The 18,314-nt window shown below is 37.0% G+C and carries 15 protein-coding genes; 7 read left to right on the top strand and 8 right to left on the bottom strand.

Annotated features, from left to right (window positions below):
• Position 1 precedes the first annotated feature (1 nt).
• Both AC4CUY_RS06725 and AC4CUY_RS06720 read right to left on the bottom strand, forming a co-directional pair.
• Positions 2–1,096 carry a fatty acid desaturase family protein gene (locus tag AC4CUY_RS06725; RefSeq protein WP_336954690.1) on the bottom strand — a complete coding sequence of 365 codons (1,095 nt, stop codon included), beginning with the start codon at positions 1,094–1,096 and terminating at the stop codon, positions 2–4.
• A gap of 12 nt (positions 1,097–1,108) precedes the next feature.
• Entirely contained in the window at positions 1,109–2,176 is a 1,068-nt protein-coding gene (locus AC4CUY_RS06720) for a ferredoxin reductase (protein ID WP_490773847.1), read from the bottom strand.
• 142 nt (positions 2,177–2,318) lie between these two features.
• On the opposite strand from AC4CUY_RS06720, the gene fabR reads away from it, so the two are divergent.
• The 3 genes from fabR (at position 2,319) to AC4CUY_RS06705 (ending at position 5,164) form a co-directional block, all read left to right on the top strand.
• Complete coding sequence (fabR, locus tag AC4CUY_RS06715; RefSeq protein WP_004721706.1) at positions 2,319–3,014, top strand: HTH-type transcriptional repressor FabR; 696 nt, start codon at positions 2,319–2,321, stop codon at positions 3,012–3,014.
• A gap of 44 nt (positions 3,015–3,058) precedes the next feature.
• Positions 3,059–3,889, top strand: coding sequence for a 4-hydroxy-tetrahydrodipicolinate reductase (gene dapB / locus AC4CUY_RS06710; protein ID WP_483770085.1), 831 nt, complete (start codon positions 3,059–3,061; stop codon positions 3,887–3,889).
• 258 nt (positions 3,890–4,147) lie between these two features.
• Positions 4,148–5,164, top strand: a complete 1,017-nt coding sequence (locus AC4CUY_RS06705; RefSeq protein ID WP_096733677.1) for an AI-2E family transporter — start codon at positions 4,148–4,150, stop codon at positions 5,162–5,164.
• A 145-nt stretch (positions 5,165–5,309) separates the two neighbouring features.
• Here AC4CUY_RS06705 and AC4CUY_RS06700 read toward each other — a convergent pair whose 3' ends face one another.
• The 3 genes from AC4CUY_RS06700 to AC4CUY_RS06690 all read right to left on the bottom strand — a co-directional run bounded on the left by AC4CUY_RS06700 (position 5,310) and on the right by AC4CUY_RS06690 (position 11,101).
• Complete coding sequence (locus AC4CUY_RS06700) at positions 5,310–7,004, bottom strand: AMP-binding protein (protein ID WP_336954694.1); 1,695 nt, start codon at positions 7,002–7,004, stop codon at positions 5,310–5,312.
• Positions 7,005–7,479: 475 nt separating this feature from the next.
• Entirely contained in the window at positions 7,480–10,317 is a 2,838-nt protein-coding gene (gene rapA, locus AC4CUY_RS06695; protein WP_336954695.1) for an RNA polymerase-associated protein RapA, read from the bottom strand.
• A gap of 139 nt (positions 10,318–10,456) precedes the next feature.
• Positions 10,457–11,101, bottom strand: a complete 645-nt coding sequence (locus AC4CUY_RS06690) for an RluA family pseudouridine synthase (protein ID WP_483770086.1) — start codon at positions 11,099–11,101, stop codon at positions 10,457–10,459.
• 307 nt (positions 11,102–11,408) lie between these two features.
• Here AC4CUY_RS06690 and AC4CUY_RS06685 point away from each other — a divergent pair, with 307 nt between their 5' ends.
• Together AC4CUY_RS06685 and AC4CUY_RS06680 are read left to right on the top strand one after the other, a co-directional pair.
• Positions 11,409–12,110: a YidX family protein gene (locus tag AC4CUY_RS06685; protein ID WP_419328949.1), complete on the top strand. Its 702-nt coding sequence runs from the start codon at positions 11,409–11,411 to the stop codon at positions 12,108–12,110.
• Between the two features lie 356 nt (positions 12,111–12,466).
• The gene (locus AC4CUY_RS06680) at positions 12,467–13,195 is read left to right on the top strand and encodes a hypothetical protein (protein WP_336954698.1); all 729 of its coding nucleotides are present in this window, start codon (positions 12,467–12,469) and stop codon (positions 13,193–13,195) included.
• Positions 13,196–13,814: 619 nt separating this feature from the next.
• Here AC4CUY_RS06680 and AC4CUY_RS06675 read toward each other — a convergent pair.
• Positions 13,815–14,396 (bottom strand): TetR/AcrR family transcriptional regulator, encoded by a 582-nt coding sequence (locus AC4CUY_RS06675; RefSeq protein ID WP_490773846.1) that lies wholly within the window; start codon positions 14,394–14,396, stop codon positions 13,815–13,817.
• A gap of 261 nt (positions 14,397–14,657) precedes the next feature.
• Here AC4CUY_RS06675 and AC4CUY_RS06670 point away from each other — a divergent pair, with 261 nt between their 5' ends.
• On the top strand, positions 14,658–15,506 hold the full coding sequence (locus tag AC4CUY_RS06670; protein WP_490773845.1) for a hypothetical protein: 849 nt from the start codon (positions 14,658–14,660) through the stop codon (positions 15,504–15,506).
• 72 nt (positions 15,507–15,578) lie between these two features.
• Here AC4CUY_RS06670 and AC4CUY_RS06665 read toward each other — a convergent pair whose 3' ends face one another.
• Positions 15,579–16,214, bottom strand: coding sequence for a cation efflux transmembrane domain-containing protein (locus AC4CUY_RS06665; protein ID WP_483770089.1), 636 nt, complete (start codon positions 16,212–16,214; stop codon positions 15,579–15,581).
• Between the two features lie 169 nt (positions 16,215–16,383).
• Between AC4CUY_RS06665 and AC4CUY_RS06660 the strand changes: the two genes are divergently transcribed.
• Entirely contained in the window at positions 16,384–16,788 is a 405-nt protein-coding gene (locus tag AC4CUY_RS06660) for a Cd(II)/Pb(II)-responsive transcriptional regulator (RefSeq protein ID WP_004721728.1), read from the top strand.
• A 477-nt stretch (positions 16,789–17,265) separates the two neighbouring features.
• On the opposite strand, the gene arsB is transcribed toward AC4CUY_RS06660, so the two are convergent.
• Entirely contained in the window at positions 17,266–18,312 is a 1,047-nt protein-coding gene (gene arsB, locus AC4CUY_RS06655) for an ACR3 family arsenite efflux transporter (protein ID WP_419328941.1), read from the bottom strand.
• Positions 18,313–18,314 lie beyond the last annotated feature (2 nt).

Genomic DNA, 18,314 nt, shown 5'->3' with positions numbered 1-18,314 from the left:
ACTACTTTTTAAATGGAAATGCATATTTCACAATACGTCCAAGGACTTGACCATACTGCTTAAACAAACTTGCATTGTTGTAGTTTAAGCCATACTTTTTACATACCGCTTCAACTTTGGGCGCCATTTTACGATAGCGACGAGCAGGTACTTCAGGGAATAAATGATGCTCGATTTGATGACTCAAATGTCCCGTCAAAATATGAAATGCTTCTGAACCGGTTAAATTCGAAGAACCGCGAATTTGGCGCATATACCAATGTCCACGACTTTCATCCTGTAAAACAGTTTTAGGGAATACTTCAACATCTTTGGTAAAGTGACCACAGAAAATGATACTAAATGTCCAAATATTACGGATACCGTTGGCGACTAAATTACCTGTAAATACAGGTAAAGCTGCGGGGCCAGCAATCAGAGGGAAGAACAGATAATCTTTAAAAAATTGTCTACCAATTTTCTTCTGGGTCGGCTTCCACTCTTCTTTAAACTGCGCCCAAGTTTTGCGTTTATAAACCAATTTACCAATTTCAAGATTTTGAATCGCAACGCCCCATTGGAACAATAGACAGAACGGAATTGCATATAAAGGCTGCAATAAAAAACCCGGTTTCCAGCGTTGTTCTGGGAATAAACGCAATAAACCATAGCCGATATCATCATCCATCCCTTTGATATTGGTATAGGTATGATGCTTATAATTATGGGTCTGGCGCCAGTTGTCAGAGGTTCCAACAATGTCCCATTCGTAAGTTGTACCTTTAAAGCGTGGATCATTCATCCAATCATATTGCCCATGCATAACATTATGACCGAGTTCCATGTTTTCCATGATCTTGGCAAAGCTCAGTAAGCCTGTACCAAGTAACCATGCAGGTGGAAACCAACCCGCAAATAAGCATGCTCGGCCTAAAATACTGCTATAACGAATCGCGGCATATACTTTTTTGATATATTTGGCATCTTTTTCGCCAATATCATCTAACACTTCTTGCTTAATTGCATCCAACTCACGCGCTAAAGCATCCAGCTCAGTCTGGGTCAGTTCACGGTTTTTGGTGTTTTTAAAATATTGAATTTTAACTGGCATATTCATGATAAAACTCGCTTAAAGATCAATAACTAAATCAGTTTTGGCAGTATTCACACAAATTCTCAGTAAATTATTCGGTTCAAAATTTTCTTGACCATTGACTAAGTTTTTTGTGGCACCCTGTGCTTTATTACACGCGCATTTATTGCAAATCCCCATTCTGCAACCATGTTCTGGTTTGATATTTTGTTGTTCTAAGCCAACTAAAATGGCTTGACCTTTAGGGATTACAACCACTTTATTGGATTTGGTTAAAGTGACATTGATAAAGCCTGTGTCATCAGAAATCGCTGGACTTAGACTAAATGCTTCGCTTTTAAGTACTTTGGCCTGTTGAAACAATTGTTCAGCTGTTGCCACAAAACCTGAAGGGCCACATACATACACTGTGCTTTGCTCAAAATTTTTAATAATATGTAAATATTCATTATTTAAACGTGCATCCGCAGGTACTTCTTGGGTATAAAATACATCAAATTTAAAATCGGGATGTTGTTGGGCTAATTGCTCAAACTGTTGTTTAAAGGCAACGTCTGCATTTTTTTTAACCCAATACATTAAATGTACTGGTTGACGATCAAGCTGCTGGTTCGCTGCCAATGCCTGAATCAAACTATACATCGGTGTAATACCGCTGCCCGCAGCGACCAGAATCAATGGACTGACAACTTGAGGCAATAACATATCACCATAAGGTCGGCCAAATTCAATCACCTCACCCACTTGGGCATGTTCAAATAACCAGTTACTCACAACGCCTTTTTCTACTTTTTTTGCCGTGAGTAATACATGTTGCGTATCTAATTGAGTCAGACTATAGGTACGTTCATAACGACGACCATTGATTTCGACAGTGATCGGATGATGTTGCCCTGCTAACCCCATTTCAAACAAGCGGTTAATTTTGATGGTTAAGCTGATCGTATCTGCAGCGGATTGTTCTTTTTCAACAATTTTCCCCAAAGCTTGTTGAACTGACCATAATGGATTAATTTTCTGTAGCCAAAAATTAGTCGCATTATTACCTAACACCATATCAAATATAGTGTTTACGGGAGATTTTTGCTTTTCAATAGCGTGCATACTAGGCTCACCATCTGAGTGATTTTTAATTATTATACACATGTATATATATTTGTATATACGTGTGTATTGTATCTAGACATTTCATTTATGTAATGACAAAGGCTATAATGAAAAAAATATTTTAACTATTTGATACTTTATGAATCCAACGTCCGTATTACCTCAGAACCCAGCTACCCTTCAAGATCAAATTCATGAGCTTGAAAAAGTTTCTGTACGTACTGTTGGACGCAAAGCGACTATTACTAAAGAAGAATTATTCCAAGCTGCCTTAAATCTGATTGGACCGCAAAAAAGTATTTCCTCTTTAAGTTTAAGAGAAGTTGCCCGTGAAGCTGGGATTGCGCCAAATAGTTTTTATCGTCACTTTAAAGATATTGATGAGTTGGCGATTGAACTGATTGATCGTTCAGGTGTGGTGCTCCGTCAAATTTTGCATGAAGCTCGAATTAAGGCAATCAGACAAAGCAGTATTATTCGTAGTTCAGTTGAAGTATTTATTGAACAACTCGATGCCGATGAAGGTAATTTGAGCTTACTCCTGCGTGAAGGTTATACAGGATCAAAACAATATAAACTTGCTGTAGACAAACAACTTAATTATTTCCAACAAGAACTCCAAGAAGATTTGATTCGAATAGAACGCATCAATCACAGTAAATTAACCCATCCTGATTTAGTCGCCAAAGCTATTACTCAGTTGGTATTTAATATGGGTGCCAAGGTGATTGATTTGCCGATTGCTGAACGTAAAGAAGTCGCTGAACAAACCATGGTGATGATTCGTATGTTACTCGAAGGCTCACGTCATTTAGACGAAGCGCAAATTAAATAATACCTATTCTTTCATAGCCTATTAAATACAAGTATCAGTACCCTATGATCAATCACAATCAACAAAACATTCGTGTAGGCATACTTGGTGTGACTGGTCGCATGGGACAAATGCTGGTTCAGGCCTGTCTCAATGCAGGACTAAACATTACTGTTGCTACAGCAAGAGTTGCAAGTGCAGCGATTGGTCATGAACTAGGTCAGTATCTCAATCTAGCACCATTAAATGTGCTTATTTCAGGTCGTTTGGAAGACATCATTCAGCATTGTGATGTGGTGATTGATTTCACTACAGCAAAGGCATTATCGCAACATTTAAAAATTTGCCAGCACGCTAAAAAACCGATGATTATTGGTATCACTGGTTTATCTGAGCAATTAAATCAACACATTGCTCAAGCCGCGCAAGATATTGCTATCGTTCATTCAGGCAATTATTCCATTGGCGTCAATCTCAGTGTTGATCTGGTTCGAGTTGCTGCCCAATTATTAGGTGCAGGATTTGAAGCTGAAATCATCGAAGCACACCATCGACAAAAAGTAGATGCGCCATCAGGCACTGCATTGATGTATGCAGAAGCGATTGCTCAAGTCAGAGCGCAATTGCTCAGTAATTTAGTGGTCTATCAACGCCATGCTGTGGTAGCTGAGCGAGTACCCCAACAGATCGGTTTACAAGCTATACGTGGTGGTGACATTGTTGGTGAACATAACACGATATTTTATGGTCATGGGGAACAGGTCGAAATCAAACATATTGCAAGCAATCGGATGAACTTTGCGACTGGTGCAATTCGAGCCGCAATGTGGTGTATTTCTCAACCCGCTGGCTTATATAACATGCATGACGTGATTCATTTGAACCACTCACTTTAATAGCGTTCTATGTACTATTCAATATACTGCTCAATGTACGCAGCATTGAAATTTTTCTGATCAATCTCACGATAGTGATCTTTTATCTTTATAACGTTTTTAAAGACTTTTCACACAGTATTCAGGCCAAATATTTTCACATTGAATTAAGCTTTGTATTTAAAAATAGCTATCTCGCCGCGAGTTAGAGTGATATAAATCTAACTTGGTATTTTTATATTCCCCTATACATCAATTGTATAATTGAGCTCTATTCACATGAAACTGTTAAATGATCGTCAAAGTATTATTGCAAGTTACTTACTCATGCTGATCTTTTTGTCTTTACTGATTCCCTTGCATCTTTTAGCGTCATTTTTTGCAGGTTTTGTTGTTTTTGAAATTATCAATAGTTTAGGTAGCATTACGGAGAGATATATTGATGGTCAAAGAGCTCGCTTGACCATCAGTATTATTCTAGCCATCTTTATTATTTCTTTGATTGTGCTCAGCATCACAGGCTTAATCAGCTTTGTTCAACATGATTTGCAAGGTGCGGGAATCAATGCCATCAGTGACCAAGTCGATAAAACCTTACAAAAGCTACAACTTGAAGTGGCACAATATATTCCCGGATTTATTCCTTATTCACTCACTGAATTAAAAGATCAAACTTTTGACTTAATCAAAGATAATTTATCAACCTTAAAAAGTACCGGAACAGGCTTTTTACATAATTTAGCCACCATGTTGATTGGTATGATTGTGGGGATCCTTGTCTCATTAAACCAACTGCGCCCACAGCCGGATCAGCCAGAATTTAAACGTGCCATGATCACACGTATTGAAAATCTTTCGTCATCTTTTAAAAATGTGGTGTTTGCTCAGTTTAAAATTTCTTTAATCAATACATTTTTATTTTTGATTTTCTCTCACCTGATCCTCCCTGTTTTTGATATACATTTACCTTTTGCCAATACCTTAGTGATCCTGACTTTTATTTTTGGATTAATTCCAATTGTCGGAAACTTACTCTCCAATACTATTATTGTTATGGCAGGTTTAACCATTTCAGTATCTACCGCAGGTATCGCATTACTTTATCTAATTTTTATCCATAAACTAGAATACTTTATTAATGCCAAAATTATTGGCACAAAAATCCATGCAGCATCATGGGAAGTCTTATTGGCAATGTTAGTCTTTGAGTCGTTCTTTGGCTTAGCGGGTTTAATTGTTGCACCCATTTTCTATGCCTATATCAAGTTAGAACTTAAACAAGCCGAAATGATTTAAAGCGCAATTCACTTGTGTCATCAAGAACCCCTTCTTTTAAAGGTGTGCAGTATTAATTTGTAAAAGAAGAGAATTAAAAAGCCTGAACTGATCAACGTTACAATTCAGGCTTTTTTCCTAATAATACGAATGCAGTTAAAAACTTTTATTCCCAGACCACTTCTCGTTTCTGTTGTGCCCAAGCATCTAAAAATGGCTCATAACGACTTTCAATTTTATTACGTTTAATTTTCATCGTTGGGGTAAGTAAATCATTTTCCATGGTCCATGGTTCATTGACTACGACAAAGAAGCTGATTTTTGCATGGGGCTCAAGTTCTTCATTGATCTTCACTCTTAATGCTTTTAAGGTGTTTTCAATTTCATCTCGCTTCGGGTTCTGCTTCAGACTGTTACGAATATCTTCAGCCAACATAATAAAGGCAACTGGTTGTGGTTGGCTTGAACCACCAATACATACAGATTCAATTAATGCCTGATTGCCGATTTTTTGCTCAGTCGGAACTGGCATGATGTATTTGCCTTTGCTTGTTTTAAAAATATCTTTAATTCGACCAGTAATTTTTAACCGCCCTTCTGCATCGATCTCGCCCAAATCCCCAGTACGTAAAAATCCATCTTCGGTCATATCTTCTGCAGTTTTTTCAGGATTTTTATAATAGCCCAACATAGTTCCTGGGCTTTTTACCAGAATTTCACCATTTTCATCAATTTTACACTCCACTTTAGGTTGGGCATGCCCCACATAACCACTGGCAAACTGCCCCACACGTGTCACATGCGAATAACCACAATTTTCAGTCATACCATAGACTTCAAGTAACTCTAAACCTAAATTTCGATACCATAAAATAATATCTGTAGGTAATGGTGCAGCAGCAGTAAATGCATAACGGACATGATTTAGCCCGAGCTTGGTGAGTAATTTCTTTTTAACCAATTTACCCAACACAGGTATTTTGAATAAAATCTTTTGTATATGGAGCGGTATTTTTTCATTAACGCCCAAATAGAACTTGGTCCATAAGCGTGGTACCGAAAAGAATAGTGTGGGTTTGGCACGATTCAAATCTTCGACAAAGGTTTCAATTGAGTTTGCAAAATACACGGTAAAACCGCAAACCATCAGTGAAGATTGAATAAAAATACGCTCAGCAACATGTGCAAGTGGTAAATAAGATAAGGCCCGATCAGATGTTGTCACTTGATAAGTCAATCTGAGTTCACGAGCGCCAGATAAAAGCGTCGCAAAACTTTGCATAACCCCTTTAGGTACACCAGTACTGCCAGACGTATAAACGATGGTCGCTAAATCATTTTTATTGGGTAATACTGGGTTTTCTAGTGGCGCAACAGATTGCACAATATCATTCCATTGCGGTGCGTCGAATTCAGGTGATAATGCCAAACGCACACAAGCTAAATCTTGTGGAATGATTGTTTTTACCTCATTCCAGCTATCCGCTTTACCGTCCAATTTTCCAATAAATAAGAGTTTTGCTTCACTGTGGTTGAGTACATAAGCTGAACCTTCCGCATTGAGTGTTGGATAGAGTGGGACTGAGATATGACCTGACATCCAGATCGCTAAATCTGCCATAAGCCAATGCGCACTATTTTTACCATAAATTGCGATCGCACTCTTTTCAGGCAAGTTTAAAGACTGTAAATAACTCGCCATACTGCGAACTTGTTGTGCAACTTCCGACCATGTGTAATGCACCACATTGCCATTGGCCAATGGTTGTACAAACACATCTTTTTGCGGTAATTGCTTTTCCCAATGAAGTAGATAGTGCACATGGGTATCATGAAACTCAACAAAATCCTTGTTTTCCATATCATTTCTTCCATTATTTTAAGTTTTTATCTTGGCTATAGACGGTTGCTTTCGAACTTGTCTATTTGGATACACAATACTAAATGATCAAATTACATGGGTGAGTAAACTTTATCTCTAAGGAACAAATCGAGATCAAAGTACACTATTTTAATAGCATAAAAACGGTTGCGATGTATACAACAAACTCCCTGTAAATCCTTCATTGATTATTGTTGTAAAGTAGATCTCATCCAATGATACATGGCGTTTCTATCGCGTGGTGACATTGATGCATGGTCTATAGCCCTTCATACAAGATATGACCATATAAATGGTGCAATAATAGGAATTAGTTTTTATAAATGGTTATAACTTTTACATTTAAAATCAAAAAATAAAAATAACCCAATAATTGATTATTTAAATATGCATAACATATACATCAAAAAAGCTCCCAAAGGAGCTTTTAGAATCTAGATAAAATTACACTAAATTAAGGTTTAACCACAACCAATACCTGAATCGCTTCTGGCGTCACAGAAATACCTTCCAATAGACTTAAACCTTCTTTCTGGAATTTCTGTAAACGTTCAATTTCATCTGCACGAATACTTGGATTAAATTGCTTTAAGTAGCTTAAACGATCAATTTCATATTGCCATTTGCTACCGTAAATTTCTTTAGCTTGCTCTTTTAACTGCGGTAAAACACCTTTAGCAATATCTAAAGCTTGTGCATAGCGTTCTTCAATCACTTCACGTCGTGCTTTCACCACTTGACGACAGCTATTGCTATCTAAATGATGTAAATACGGCTTAATAATTTCTGGATTAAGCTTGGCAGTAATATCTTGGCCCGTTTCAGTCAATAACACTCGAATCAATTGTGTTGGTAAGCTAGAAGGTAAATTTAATGCTTTAGGCGCAACCACATCCACTTTAAACCAAACTTCCAACAAAATCGTGCCTTGTTTAAGTGCATTGGTTTTTAGAATCGCAACATTGGTACTACCAAAAGATTGGGTACGGATAATTTCCATCACACTTTCAGTAAACGGATGTTCAAGTGTTAAATATTGCGCGTCTTCACGGATCTGTGCCTGATCACGATAGAAGGTTGCAGTCATACCCTCTTCGTCAATATCCAAGCCTTGCACTTGCATTTGATCGGTTGGTTTAATAATCACCGTACCATTACTTTGCTCATCAAAGTCAATGTTGGTTGATGCCATAAACCGCTTCATAAACATTGGCAACAAAGTATTGTCATCATAGTCTTCAAGCGCTGTAACAATTTCTTGTGCCACGATCGGACGACATGAGTTGTATTCCAATAAACGGTCACGACCATCTTGCAATTCAACTTCAAGTGCTTGACGCTGTACATTGACCGCTTCAAGAAGCTCTTCAAAAACTTGCCCTTTATCATCCAATAAGCAATCTTTTAAATCGACAATAAAGTTTTCTTGTAAGGTTTGTGCTGTAGGCGAAATATTACTGAAAATATTTAGCGCTTCATTATACCAACGGAACATACGCTCTTGCGCTGTACCTACAAGATAAGGCACATGAATCTGAATACGATTTTCCTGACCAATACGGTCTAAACGACCAATACGCTGTTCAAGTACATCTGGATTTGCAGGCAAATCAAACAACACAAGGTCAGAAGCAAACTGGAAATTACGCCCTTCTGAACCAATTTCAGAACACAGTAAAATCTGTGCACCATAAGAATCTTCAGCAAAATAAGCCGCTGCTTGGTCACGTTCCAATAAGCTCATGCCTTCATGGAACATTGCGGTGCGGATACCCGCGTGGATGCGTAAAGCATTTTCAAGTGCTTCAACAACTGGACCACTACGTGCAATCAGCAATACTTTTTTATGTTTTAAATCAGAACGTAATCGTTCCATCAACCACATAACACGTGGGTCTGTTTCCATCCATGCGCCATCAAGTTGCAGCTCTTCTGGCCACATTTGTTCGCGTAATTTTCCATCTTTAGACCAATTTTCTGGTGCTGGTAATGGTGCTGGTTGGCAATCACGTCCAGGGAAACCTTGAATTGCTTCACGGGTATTACGGAACAAGATACGACCTGTACCATGACGGTCTAAAAGCTCATGAATTGCACGGAAACGATGTTCAGGCTGATCTTCAATCGGATGACCTAATAATTTTTCAACTGCTGCTAAATGTTCCGCTTCGAGTGGCAAATCTGACATCAACACTTCAGCAATTTTAGCGGTATGATGATATTGTTCTTCTTCATCAAGGAAACGATCAAGCGAACTAAAACGTTGTGGATCAAGTAAACGTAAACGGGCGAAATGGCTTTCTACACCTAGCTGTTCAGGTGTTGCAGTTAAAAGCAGCACACCTTCAGTTTTTTCAGCAAGCTCTTCAACCAGATCATAACGGTCATTACCGCCTTCCTCTTCACTCCACATCAAATGATGCGCTTCATCGACCACCAGCAGATCAAAACCAGCTTCAATGGCTTGCTCACGCAAATCATCATGGTCAATCATCAAATCTACTGAAGCAATGATACATTGTTCAGTCAGGAATGGATTGAGTTCAGGATCATGCTCTTTGATTGAAGCTGTACGAGTAAGATCAAACAATGAGAAATTCAAATTGAAACGGCGACGCATTTCAATCATCCATTGATATTGTAATGAATCTGGTACAAGAATCAGAATTCGCTCAGAACGACCCGTTTTAAGTTGTTGATGGATGATGAGTCCCGCTTCGATTGTTTTACCTAAGCCAACTTCATCAGCAAGTAATACACGAGGTGCAAATCGTTTACCCACTTCATGTGCAATATACAACTGGTGTGGAATCAATCCTACACGCGCACCGACCAAACCACGTAATGGTGACGTTTGCATATTGGCTTGCATTTGCATCGCTTCAATACGTAAGTCATACCATTCTTTATAGTCAATTTGACTTGCCAATAAACGCTCTAAAGGCTTTGATAATTGGATTTGTGCGCCAATACGCGTTTCGTTTAGCGCTTTTTTCTCTTGTTCGCCACTGTCCAATGTACGAATAACATTGTAACGAATTACTCCACTGCGATCATCTAAAGACTCAACAATCCACTTGATGCCTTCTTGGTCTTGAACTTCATCATTGATATTAAAAACAATACGAGATAATGGTGCATTATTACGTGCATAGACACGAGTTTCGTCACTTTTTGGAAAAAGAATACTGATTGAACGTTCATCGACATCAATCAGTACACCTAAACCTAACTCAGTTTCTGTGTCCGATAACCAACGTTGACCTATAGCAAATTGTTGCAATTTTTCCACCTTTATCTCATGTTAGGGCTAAAACATGGTTGCTCAAATCAGGAGAATATTTGAACAAAGTTTATACCCATTACGCAATACTTTTTGACATAAAGCTCATTAAATTTTGAGCCACTTAATTTCAACTTAAAAATCTAAACTAAAACGGAACTGGACAATCAAATTGTACAAGCTCCTCTTTTTTAGGATGATGAAAACTCAATTGTTGTGCATGTAAACAAAGTCTTGGCATAAGTTGCTGTTGCTCTACAGTGGCATATAAAGTATCACCAATAATTGGATGACCTAAATATTGCATATGCACACGTAACTGATGTGACCGCCCAGTAACTGGTGTTAACTCAACACGAGTCACCGCCTGTCCTAGAATTTGAAAATGTTGAATTGCTTTCCAATGCGTTAATGCAGGCTTGTTATGTTCTGGAGCTGCAATATGTAATGGAGGATGTTCTGGATCATAAATCACAGGCACATCTACTGTACCTTCACCCTGTAAAGTTCCAACAACAACAGCTTGGTAGGTTTTAGAGGTTTGACGTTCTTGAAACTGTCTAGAAATACTTTTTTGTCCCCATTTACTCAAGCCAAATACCAAAATGCCAGAGGTATCACGATCTAAACGATGAATGAGTAAAGTATTCGGTTCGATTTTTAATAATCTATTGATTACACAATCTTGTAAGTCTGCTGTTTTTCCTGGAACTGTGAGTATGCCTGCTGGCTTATGGATCACCATAAAATCATCATCACGATGGATCAGGTGTTCGGTTAGAAAATTACTCAAGGTTCAGTTCCAATGATCACGCAAACAAGCAGGCAATTCTAAGAATCTTGGAATGAAATTACAATCAAAATTATCTGATTTATTCGATTATTCTAAATAAAGAATAATAAATCGTACAATCGGTTTAAATTCATTGGCATTTTACAAAGTAATCAAAACCTATAGATACATTTTGCCAATCAATTGTGAGGAAATAGGATTAATTCATTGAAAGAATAAATTTTTGTCAGTTTTTTGGTAGCCTAGAAACTTAACAGCTTATTTTTTTAATGGTATAAACAATACCTTAAGGTTAAATGAGCAGAATATGAATAAATTAAATTATAAATCTACATTGTCCATTTGTATTATTTCAGCATTTTCCATGACAGGCTGTGCCACTTCAACCCTTTTAAATAAAGACAATGGCGTTCGCACCCGTAACGTTCAAACTGTATTGGTCAATGATTCTGTTTTAGCATTTGGCAAACCCTCACAGGCTATTTCTGCACTACCTTCAGACAGCATTGTAATTGCTGGACAAAAAAATAGTTATGTCATTACCAATGGTGGTACTCGATTTGCTAAAGTGATTACAGGACTAGATCCAAAATTTATTCAAATTGATAAAGCGCTTACCTTCAATTCAGAAAAAAATGATGGTCATTTTTCAGGAACCCTGCCACTCAAATATGTCAAACTTTCTGAGGATGTCACTAAACAAGATCGTGCATTCTTTATTGAAAATGGCGCAGAAGAATGTACCACCTCAAGTGATCACCGTCTAAAAGCACAACGCTTCTGTTTTAACATTGCCCTATCTGGTCTAATTTATCCTTCTGCTTCTAATATTTCATCCCTAAAAGCACTAAGCAAACCCTATCAAGTCAGTATCTATAGCACCCAAGAGGTAAAAGATTACTCAAAGGCAGGCAGTAAAACTGCAGATAAATTAGTGTTATTTCCATTTGCAGTCGCTTTTGATGTGGTGACTTTACCATTCCAAGCGCTTCATAAAATTTTTGATTGATTCAAAAGATTCAGGATAATGCATATAATATCCTGAATCTTAGCAAATATAAAAATACGACTCTCAATCGCATGATTCCACTTTCTTTTAACTATCTTTAGATTTTCTTTGTCGCTGGCTTTGGGACCATTATTTTTAGTCTATTTGCGATTGGATTAATATCTAGCTCAAAATTCAGAAATACCCTTAGGCATGGCAATATTTTTATTCAGTCTCTATTTGTCTGTAGTGTACTCTGCGTTTTTTTGAGCTTGATACTTTATTTCCTTGTTCTATTTACAAAAAATGAGATTGAAAAAGAGCATCATTCCATACATAAAACATTAAGTTCGCCTGAGAAAATTTTAGGCATTCAAATGCCACAAGGGACTGAACTTGAATTATTTGCACCCGATCAATTGACCTCATTGAGACAAGCCAAATTTCCCCAACCCGTATTATTTGGAAAGCTGCAAATTAACAGCATGAAAATTCCTCGTGGTATTGATTTGGAACTTTTTGATGATCGTTCAACCACATTAATGGGTACAGGTAAGGATACGATCGAAGGTTGGAATTGTCAGCTGATGAGCTATATTCAAGTCTATTTAGATGATGCTGGCAACATCATTGGTTTAGAGCACTGTAATCTTGCTCAAGATACGCAGCTAGAAAATATTATACTTGTGGCACAGGCAGATATTGAACGTTCTAAATATCAAAAATATCCAGACAACTTTGTTTCTACAGATTACTGGCGGATTCACAATCCTCTCACCCAATACAAAGCTGTTTCCCTACAATGGGCAAATGTCTATTTGGATCAAAATAAACAACTCATCGGAATTGAAAATGGCACACTGACAGAAAAATTAACCTTAGGCGATATTCAATATCCAGCAAATACTGAATTCAATTTATTGGTTCATCCTTTAACACAAAATGAAACTTGGTTATTTACCCCGCCCAATGATCAAAATGCGGTTGCTCGCAATGGCAAAGTCTATACGCATGATCAAACGATTCTTCAGCGCCCTAATGGCAAAATTGAACAAATCCTCAATAGCAATGATCCTAGAATTTTACCCCGAAGAATGAATCACTAATGCTTAAATATTGATATTCCCAACAGTATAGGCATTTTTCAAGGTCTTTTATTTTTATCTCTAATATTTATTTACAATTATTCATTTCAATTTTCAAATTCTTGACCACACGCTTCGTGTATAACAACTCACTGCCATTTAAAGATAAATAGGAGTCTGCTAGCCTAACCAACAAGGTCCATAACTGATTTTTAAACTAGATCATTGCCGATAAAATTAAACGCAAAGTACCAAAAATTAGATATTTTTTTTAACCTTTAAGTCGATTGATAAAAAAACAAACAAATTCACAAAGATTCTGTTGTAAAAAACAACAAAATCTTTATAATCCAACTAAACAGACAAGTCTGTATAATTTGCTGAGAAAAACGAATGACATGTGCATTCAGAGGGTATAAGAATAAATATAAGAAGATGCTTGAAGCATCTCTTTACCTGATGATTTATCGTTATAACAATAAATGATCAGGTATATAAAAAACTTATCAGCAAAGCGCGATTCACTTCACGTGATCGCGCTTTTTTATTTTCAAGTTTAAGTGGTGAATTAAACAGATCAGCAAACGCAAATCAATATTGCTTACGCTTGCAATCTGCGATTACTCAACAAACTTAAACTCTAAACTGAACTCGGTTGGTCTAAAGCCAATTCCATCTGAATCAGGGTTTCTACCCGTCTCCAGTAATCATCCAAACACACTTGCTTAGGATCTATTTGCGCCTGAATCGTCATTCCGTCAAGAAGACTTGACAAGAAAGAAGCAAGTTGAATATCTTGCTTGACACCTAAATGGCGCAACGCATTACTCAAATGCCCTTTTAACCACTCTTTATAATCAGTTGCAGGTTGGAGTGATGATGGGTAAACTTTTGAAATCTCTTCTACGGCCTTTTGGAACATACAACCATTAAAGTCTTCTGTATGAAACCATGCATTATACCAAGTGAAGATGGCTTTTATATGAGATAAATAATCTTGTGGATCACATTTAGCGATTGCAGCATCTAACGATTCTTGCAAATTGAGATTTCTCGTAATCAAACATTCTTCAATCAATTTAGCTTTAGATGGAAAATATTTATAAAAAGTCATTTTTGCAACGCCAGACTCACTAATAATTCGGTCTATACCGATAGAATTATAACTATATGTATTAAAGAGATTCAACGCTGTATTAATGATGTCCTCTTTTTTTGACATTTGTTTTTACCTGATGTACAAAAATTTAAGATTAAAATTAAAGCATTAGCTTATAAGAACAGCACATAAATACGAATTACTTCAAGTGTATGCTAAGAATTATATCTTAAATTCATATGAATACTGAGTTTTTATAGAAAAACATCAAAACTACAAAGGCAAGTATATGAAATATAAAATATTAAACCTGCATAAATACTAGCAAAACATATTGTTTTTTACTATTATAAAAACGGCAAAATTAAAATTTTAATGCAGCATATGAGCATATTATCTTTCACGCAATCTGAACATACTCGTTTCGAGTTGCTGCATTTCATTCAAAATTCCTTACAACCTGAATTATGGCAGCAAAATACTCAAGCTATCGCAAACTTAAAGCGACAAACACACTGTCATGTCCTATTCAAGCATCCAATACTAGTACAGTTGAATCAAAGTCAACTGACGCTTGAACAGCTTAAATTTATTCATATTAATTATTTTACCGCCATTGTTAAAAATTTTACAGATGCACTAAGCATGGTGATTTATCAAGCCGTCAGTCTTGAGAAAAACAATAATATTCATCCAGAAAATAGGATTGCAGCTAAAATATATGCACGCTACTTACTGTCGCTAAACTTAATTGATGAACTGGGTTTCAATACACACCAACTCGAAAAAAGCGCTGCATCCAAATCACATCTGGTTTATTTTTTAAAATTGATGCAGCAGTTGGAATTAGATCCATTAGATCAGCAACAGACTGAAATAGAAGCTTTCGCATTGGCTCAATTTATTCACCAACATATCAATTCTTATACAGAATTATTGCTCATTTTGGCTTGTACAGAATTGCAAGTCATAAAGTTTAGTGAAGCACTCCGCAACAACATGTCCATTTACAAAAGTAAATTTATTGAAGGTTATTATGCTTGTCATGGGCTGGCTGATCAGAATGACGCGACCCTTGCCAATGATGACAACCACCAAGATGACATTTGGACCCTACTGATACAATGCTATGATCAAAACAACCAACAGTATTTGGACCAAGTCCAGTCTGAGTATTTAGAACTCTGGAATAATTTTTGGAGCAAAATGGCAACACGTATAGTTGAAATTTAAGTACTTGCTTCATGATGATTTTTTGATCCCATTGCTGAGATCAAAAATACCTTATTGTGGTTTAGATGAGCGTCATTGTAGTACTTGTTGAGTCGGCATATTTTGTTTACGTTCTTGTAATGCTTTCTTCATCACCTGATAACCGCCTGTTAAGCCTAAAGTCGCCATAATCACAGCCACAATAATATCTGGCAACATGCTTCCTGTACCAAACACCCCAATTGCTGCAAAGATTACTGCGACATTTCCAATCGCATCATTACGACTACACAGCCAAACAGACTGCATATTGGAATCCCCATCTCTAAAAGCGTAAAGCACAAGGGCTGAAATCACATTGGCGATTAAAGCCAATACACCAATCGCTCCCATGGTAATCGCTTCTGGAGGGATCCCTTTCGTATAGGCATAAATCGTTTTGCCAATCACGACAAAACCAAAAATTGCCATGATTGCCCCTTTAAATAAGGCAACGGTCGCACGCCAGTACAGACTTGCGCCTAACACGGCTAAAGAGACGGCATAATTGACCGAGTCACCAAAAAAATCCAGAGAATCCGCCCAAAGTGCAGAAGAATGTGCATACGCCCCACCAATTAATTCAACAAAAAACATGGCAAGGTTAATAAACAGTGCAATCCACAAAGCCGTTCTAAACTTGCTATTCGGTTTCTGTGGTGCAGGTTCATGACTACACGTACACACCATGACACTTCTCCTTGATTCAATATAAATGGACTTATCTGCTTATTTTTCAGTCATGTTGGCGTTTTAAAGAAAATCAGCACATGCGTCAAAAATGATGAAAAAATCAGCTATACTGCTATTTAAAACTATGGAGTTAGTCCAAGGTCAAGTTGATTCAGGAAAATAAGCCATGCAGCAATACTTAATTAGTGACCTCGCTAAAAAAACTCAGCTGTCGACGGATACTGTGCGTTTTTATGAAAAAAAAAATTTGATCAGATCCAGTTACCGTGCAGATAATAATTATAAATATTATGATGATGAAACATTAAAGCGGCTTATTTTTATTAAACGTTGCCGCGCATTAGATATGACCTTACATGAAATTACTCAACTTTTAGAGCATCTACAACATCCTGAACAAGGTTGTAAAATCATTGACCAATTGATTGAAGAACATATTCGACATGTAGAAACTCGAATATATGAATTACAGCATTTTAAATCGCAACTGCATGAATTACGTCAATCCTGCTCTTCGAACACCACCATTGATCATTGTCAGATTGTCAAAAAACTTGAAGCATCGGAATAATTTATAGTTAAATCAACCAATTATTCATATAAGTGATTTAAATCAAATCATGGATCATCAATAAAGCGTATATTTTTAAATGAACTTTTAAAAACCATTAGTTATTAACTCATTTTTCCTTTTAAATCATACAAGGTGCAGCTATCACATGACGACATGGATATCGACATTGAGTGGGGGGATATAGGATGTCCCTCTCGCTCAGCATGAGCAAACACAAAGCAAGGTTTTGTTTGCAGCGCAAGGTTTGTCATCCCCTAAGAAAAGGGAGACATTGTCTTCGCAAAGTTATTTAAATTTTGAATAAATGGTGCGGCATTGCAAGCTTTAAAACCTAAACCCCCCCATACAATTGATTTAACTAAAAATATTTATTAATAAAAATAATATTCTTGTACCTAATTTTTTGACAGTTTGACTTTACATTGTGTTAAATAAGTCTTTCGACTATTTCTGTTACTGATTGTGCCAATACATTTATCTAAAAACAGTTTTACGCAGCCATAGCGATACACTGACCAAGGCAATCAATATGGGAACTTCAACCAAAGGACCAATAATCGTGGTAAATGCGACAGGTGAAGCCAATCCAAATGTTGCAATCGCGACAGCAAGCGCCAATTCAAAGTTATTTCCTGCTGCAGTAAAAGAAATCGCTGTGGTTTTAGGATAATCATTGCCCATCCATTTGCTCATAAAAAAGCTCAGGAAAAACATCACCACAAAATACAGTGTTAATGGGATGGCAATTCGCAGTACATCGAATGGTAAGCTAACTACATCCGCCCCTTTTAAACTAAACATCGCCACAATGGTAAATAACAATGCCAATAAACTCAGCGGACTGACTTTAGCGATAAACGTATGTTGATACCAATCTAATCCTTTACGTTTAACTAAAATGATCCGGCTTAGAAAGCCCAATAAAAATGGGATACCTAGATAGATTAAAACCGCATGTGTAATCGTCCAGAAGCTAACATCAATAACTTTTCCTGCTACACCAAAATACGGTGGTAGAACTGTTAAAAACAACCAAGCATAAGTACTAAAAAAGACAATTTGGAAAATACTATTAAAAGCAACCAAAGCTGCGACATATTGGTTATCACCACATGCTAAATTATTCCATACCAAGACCATCGCAATACAACGTGCTAAACCAATAAGAATTAAACCCGTCATATATTCAGGATAAGCATGTAAAAACACAATCGCTAAGGCAAACATCAGGCACGGCGCGATTAACCAGTTTTGTAGCAAAGATAAAGTCAGCGTTCGTTTATCTTTGAAGACTTGCGCTAAGGTCGCATAATCCACTTTGGCAAGTGGCGGATACATCATCAAAATTAAACCTATCGCAATGGGTATATTGACTGAATCTAGGCTTAAACGATTTAAAGCCACCGAAGCCTGCGGGAAATATACGCTGATGCAGATCCCCAATCCCATCGCAATAAAGATCCACAAAGTTAAATTCCGATCTAAGAAAGAAAGCCGCGAAGTTGGCTGATTTGAGTTCATAA

The sequence above is a fragment of the Acinetobacter sp. 778_lipA genome (assembly GCF_058242985.1).
Note: the sequence above shows the minus strand (reverse complement) of the source record. Positions and strands in the feature narration are given on the sequence as shown.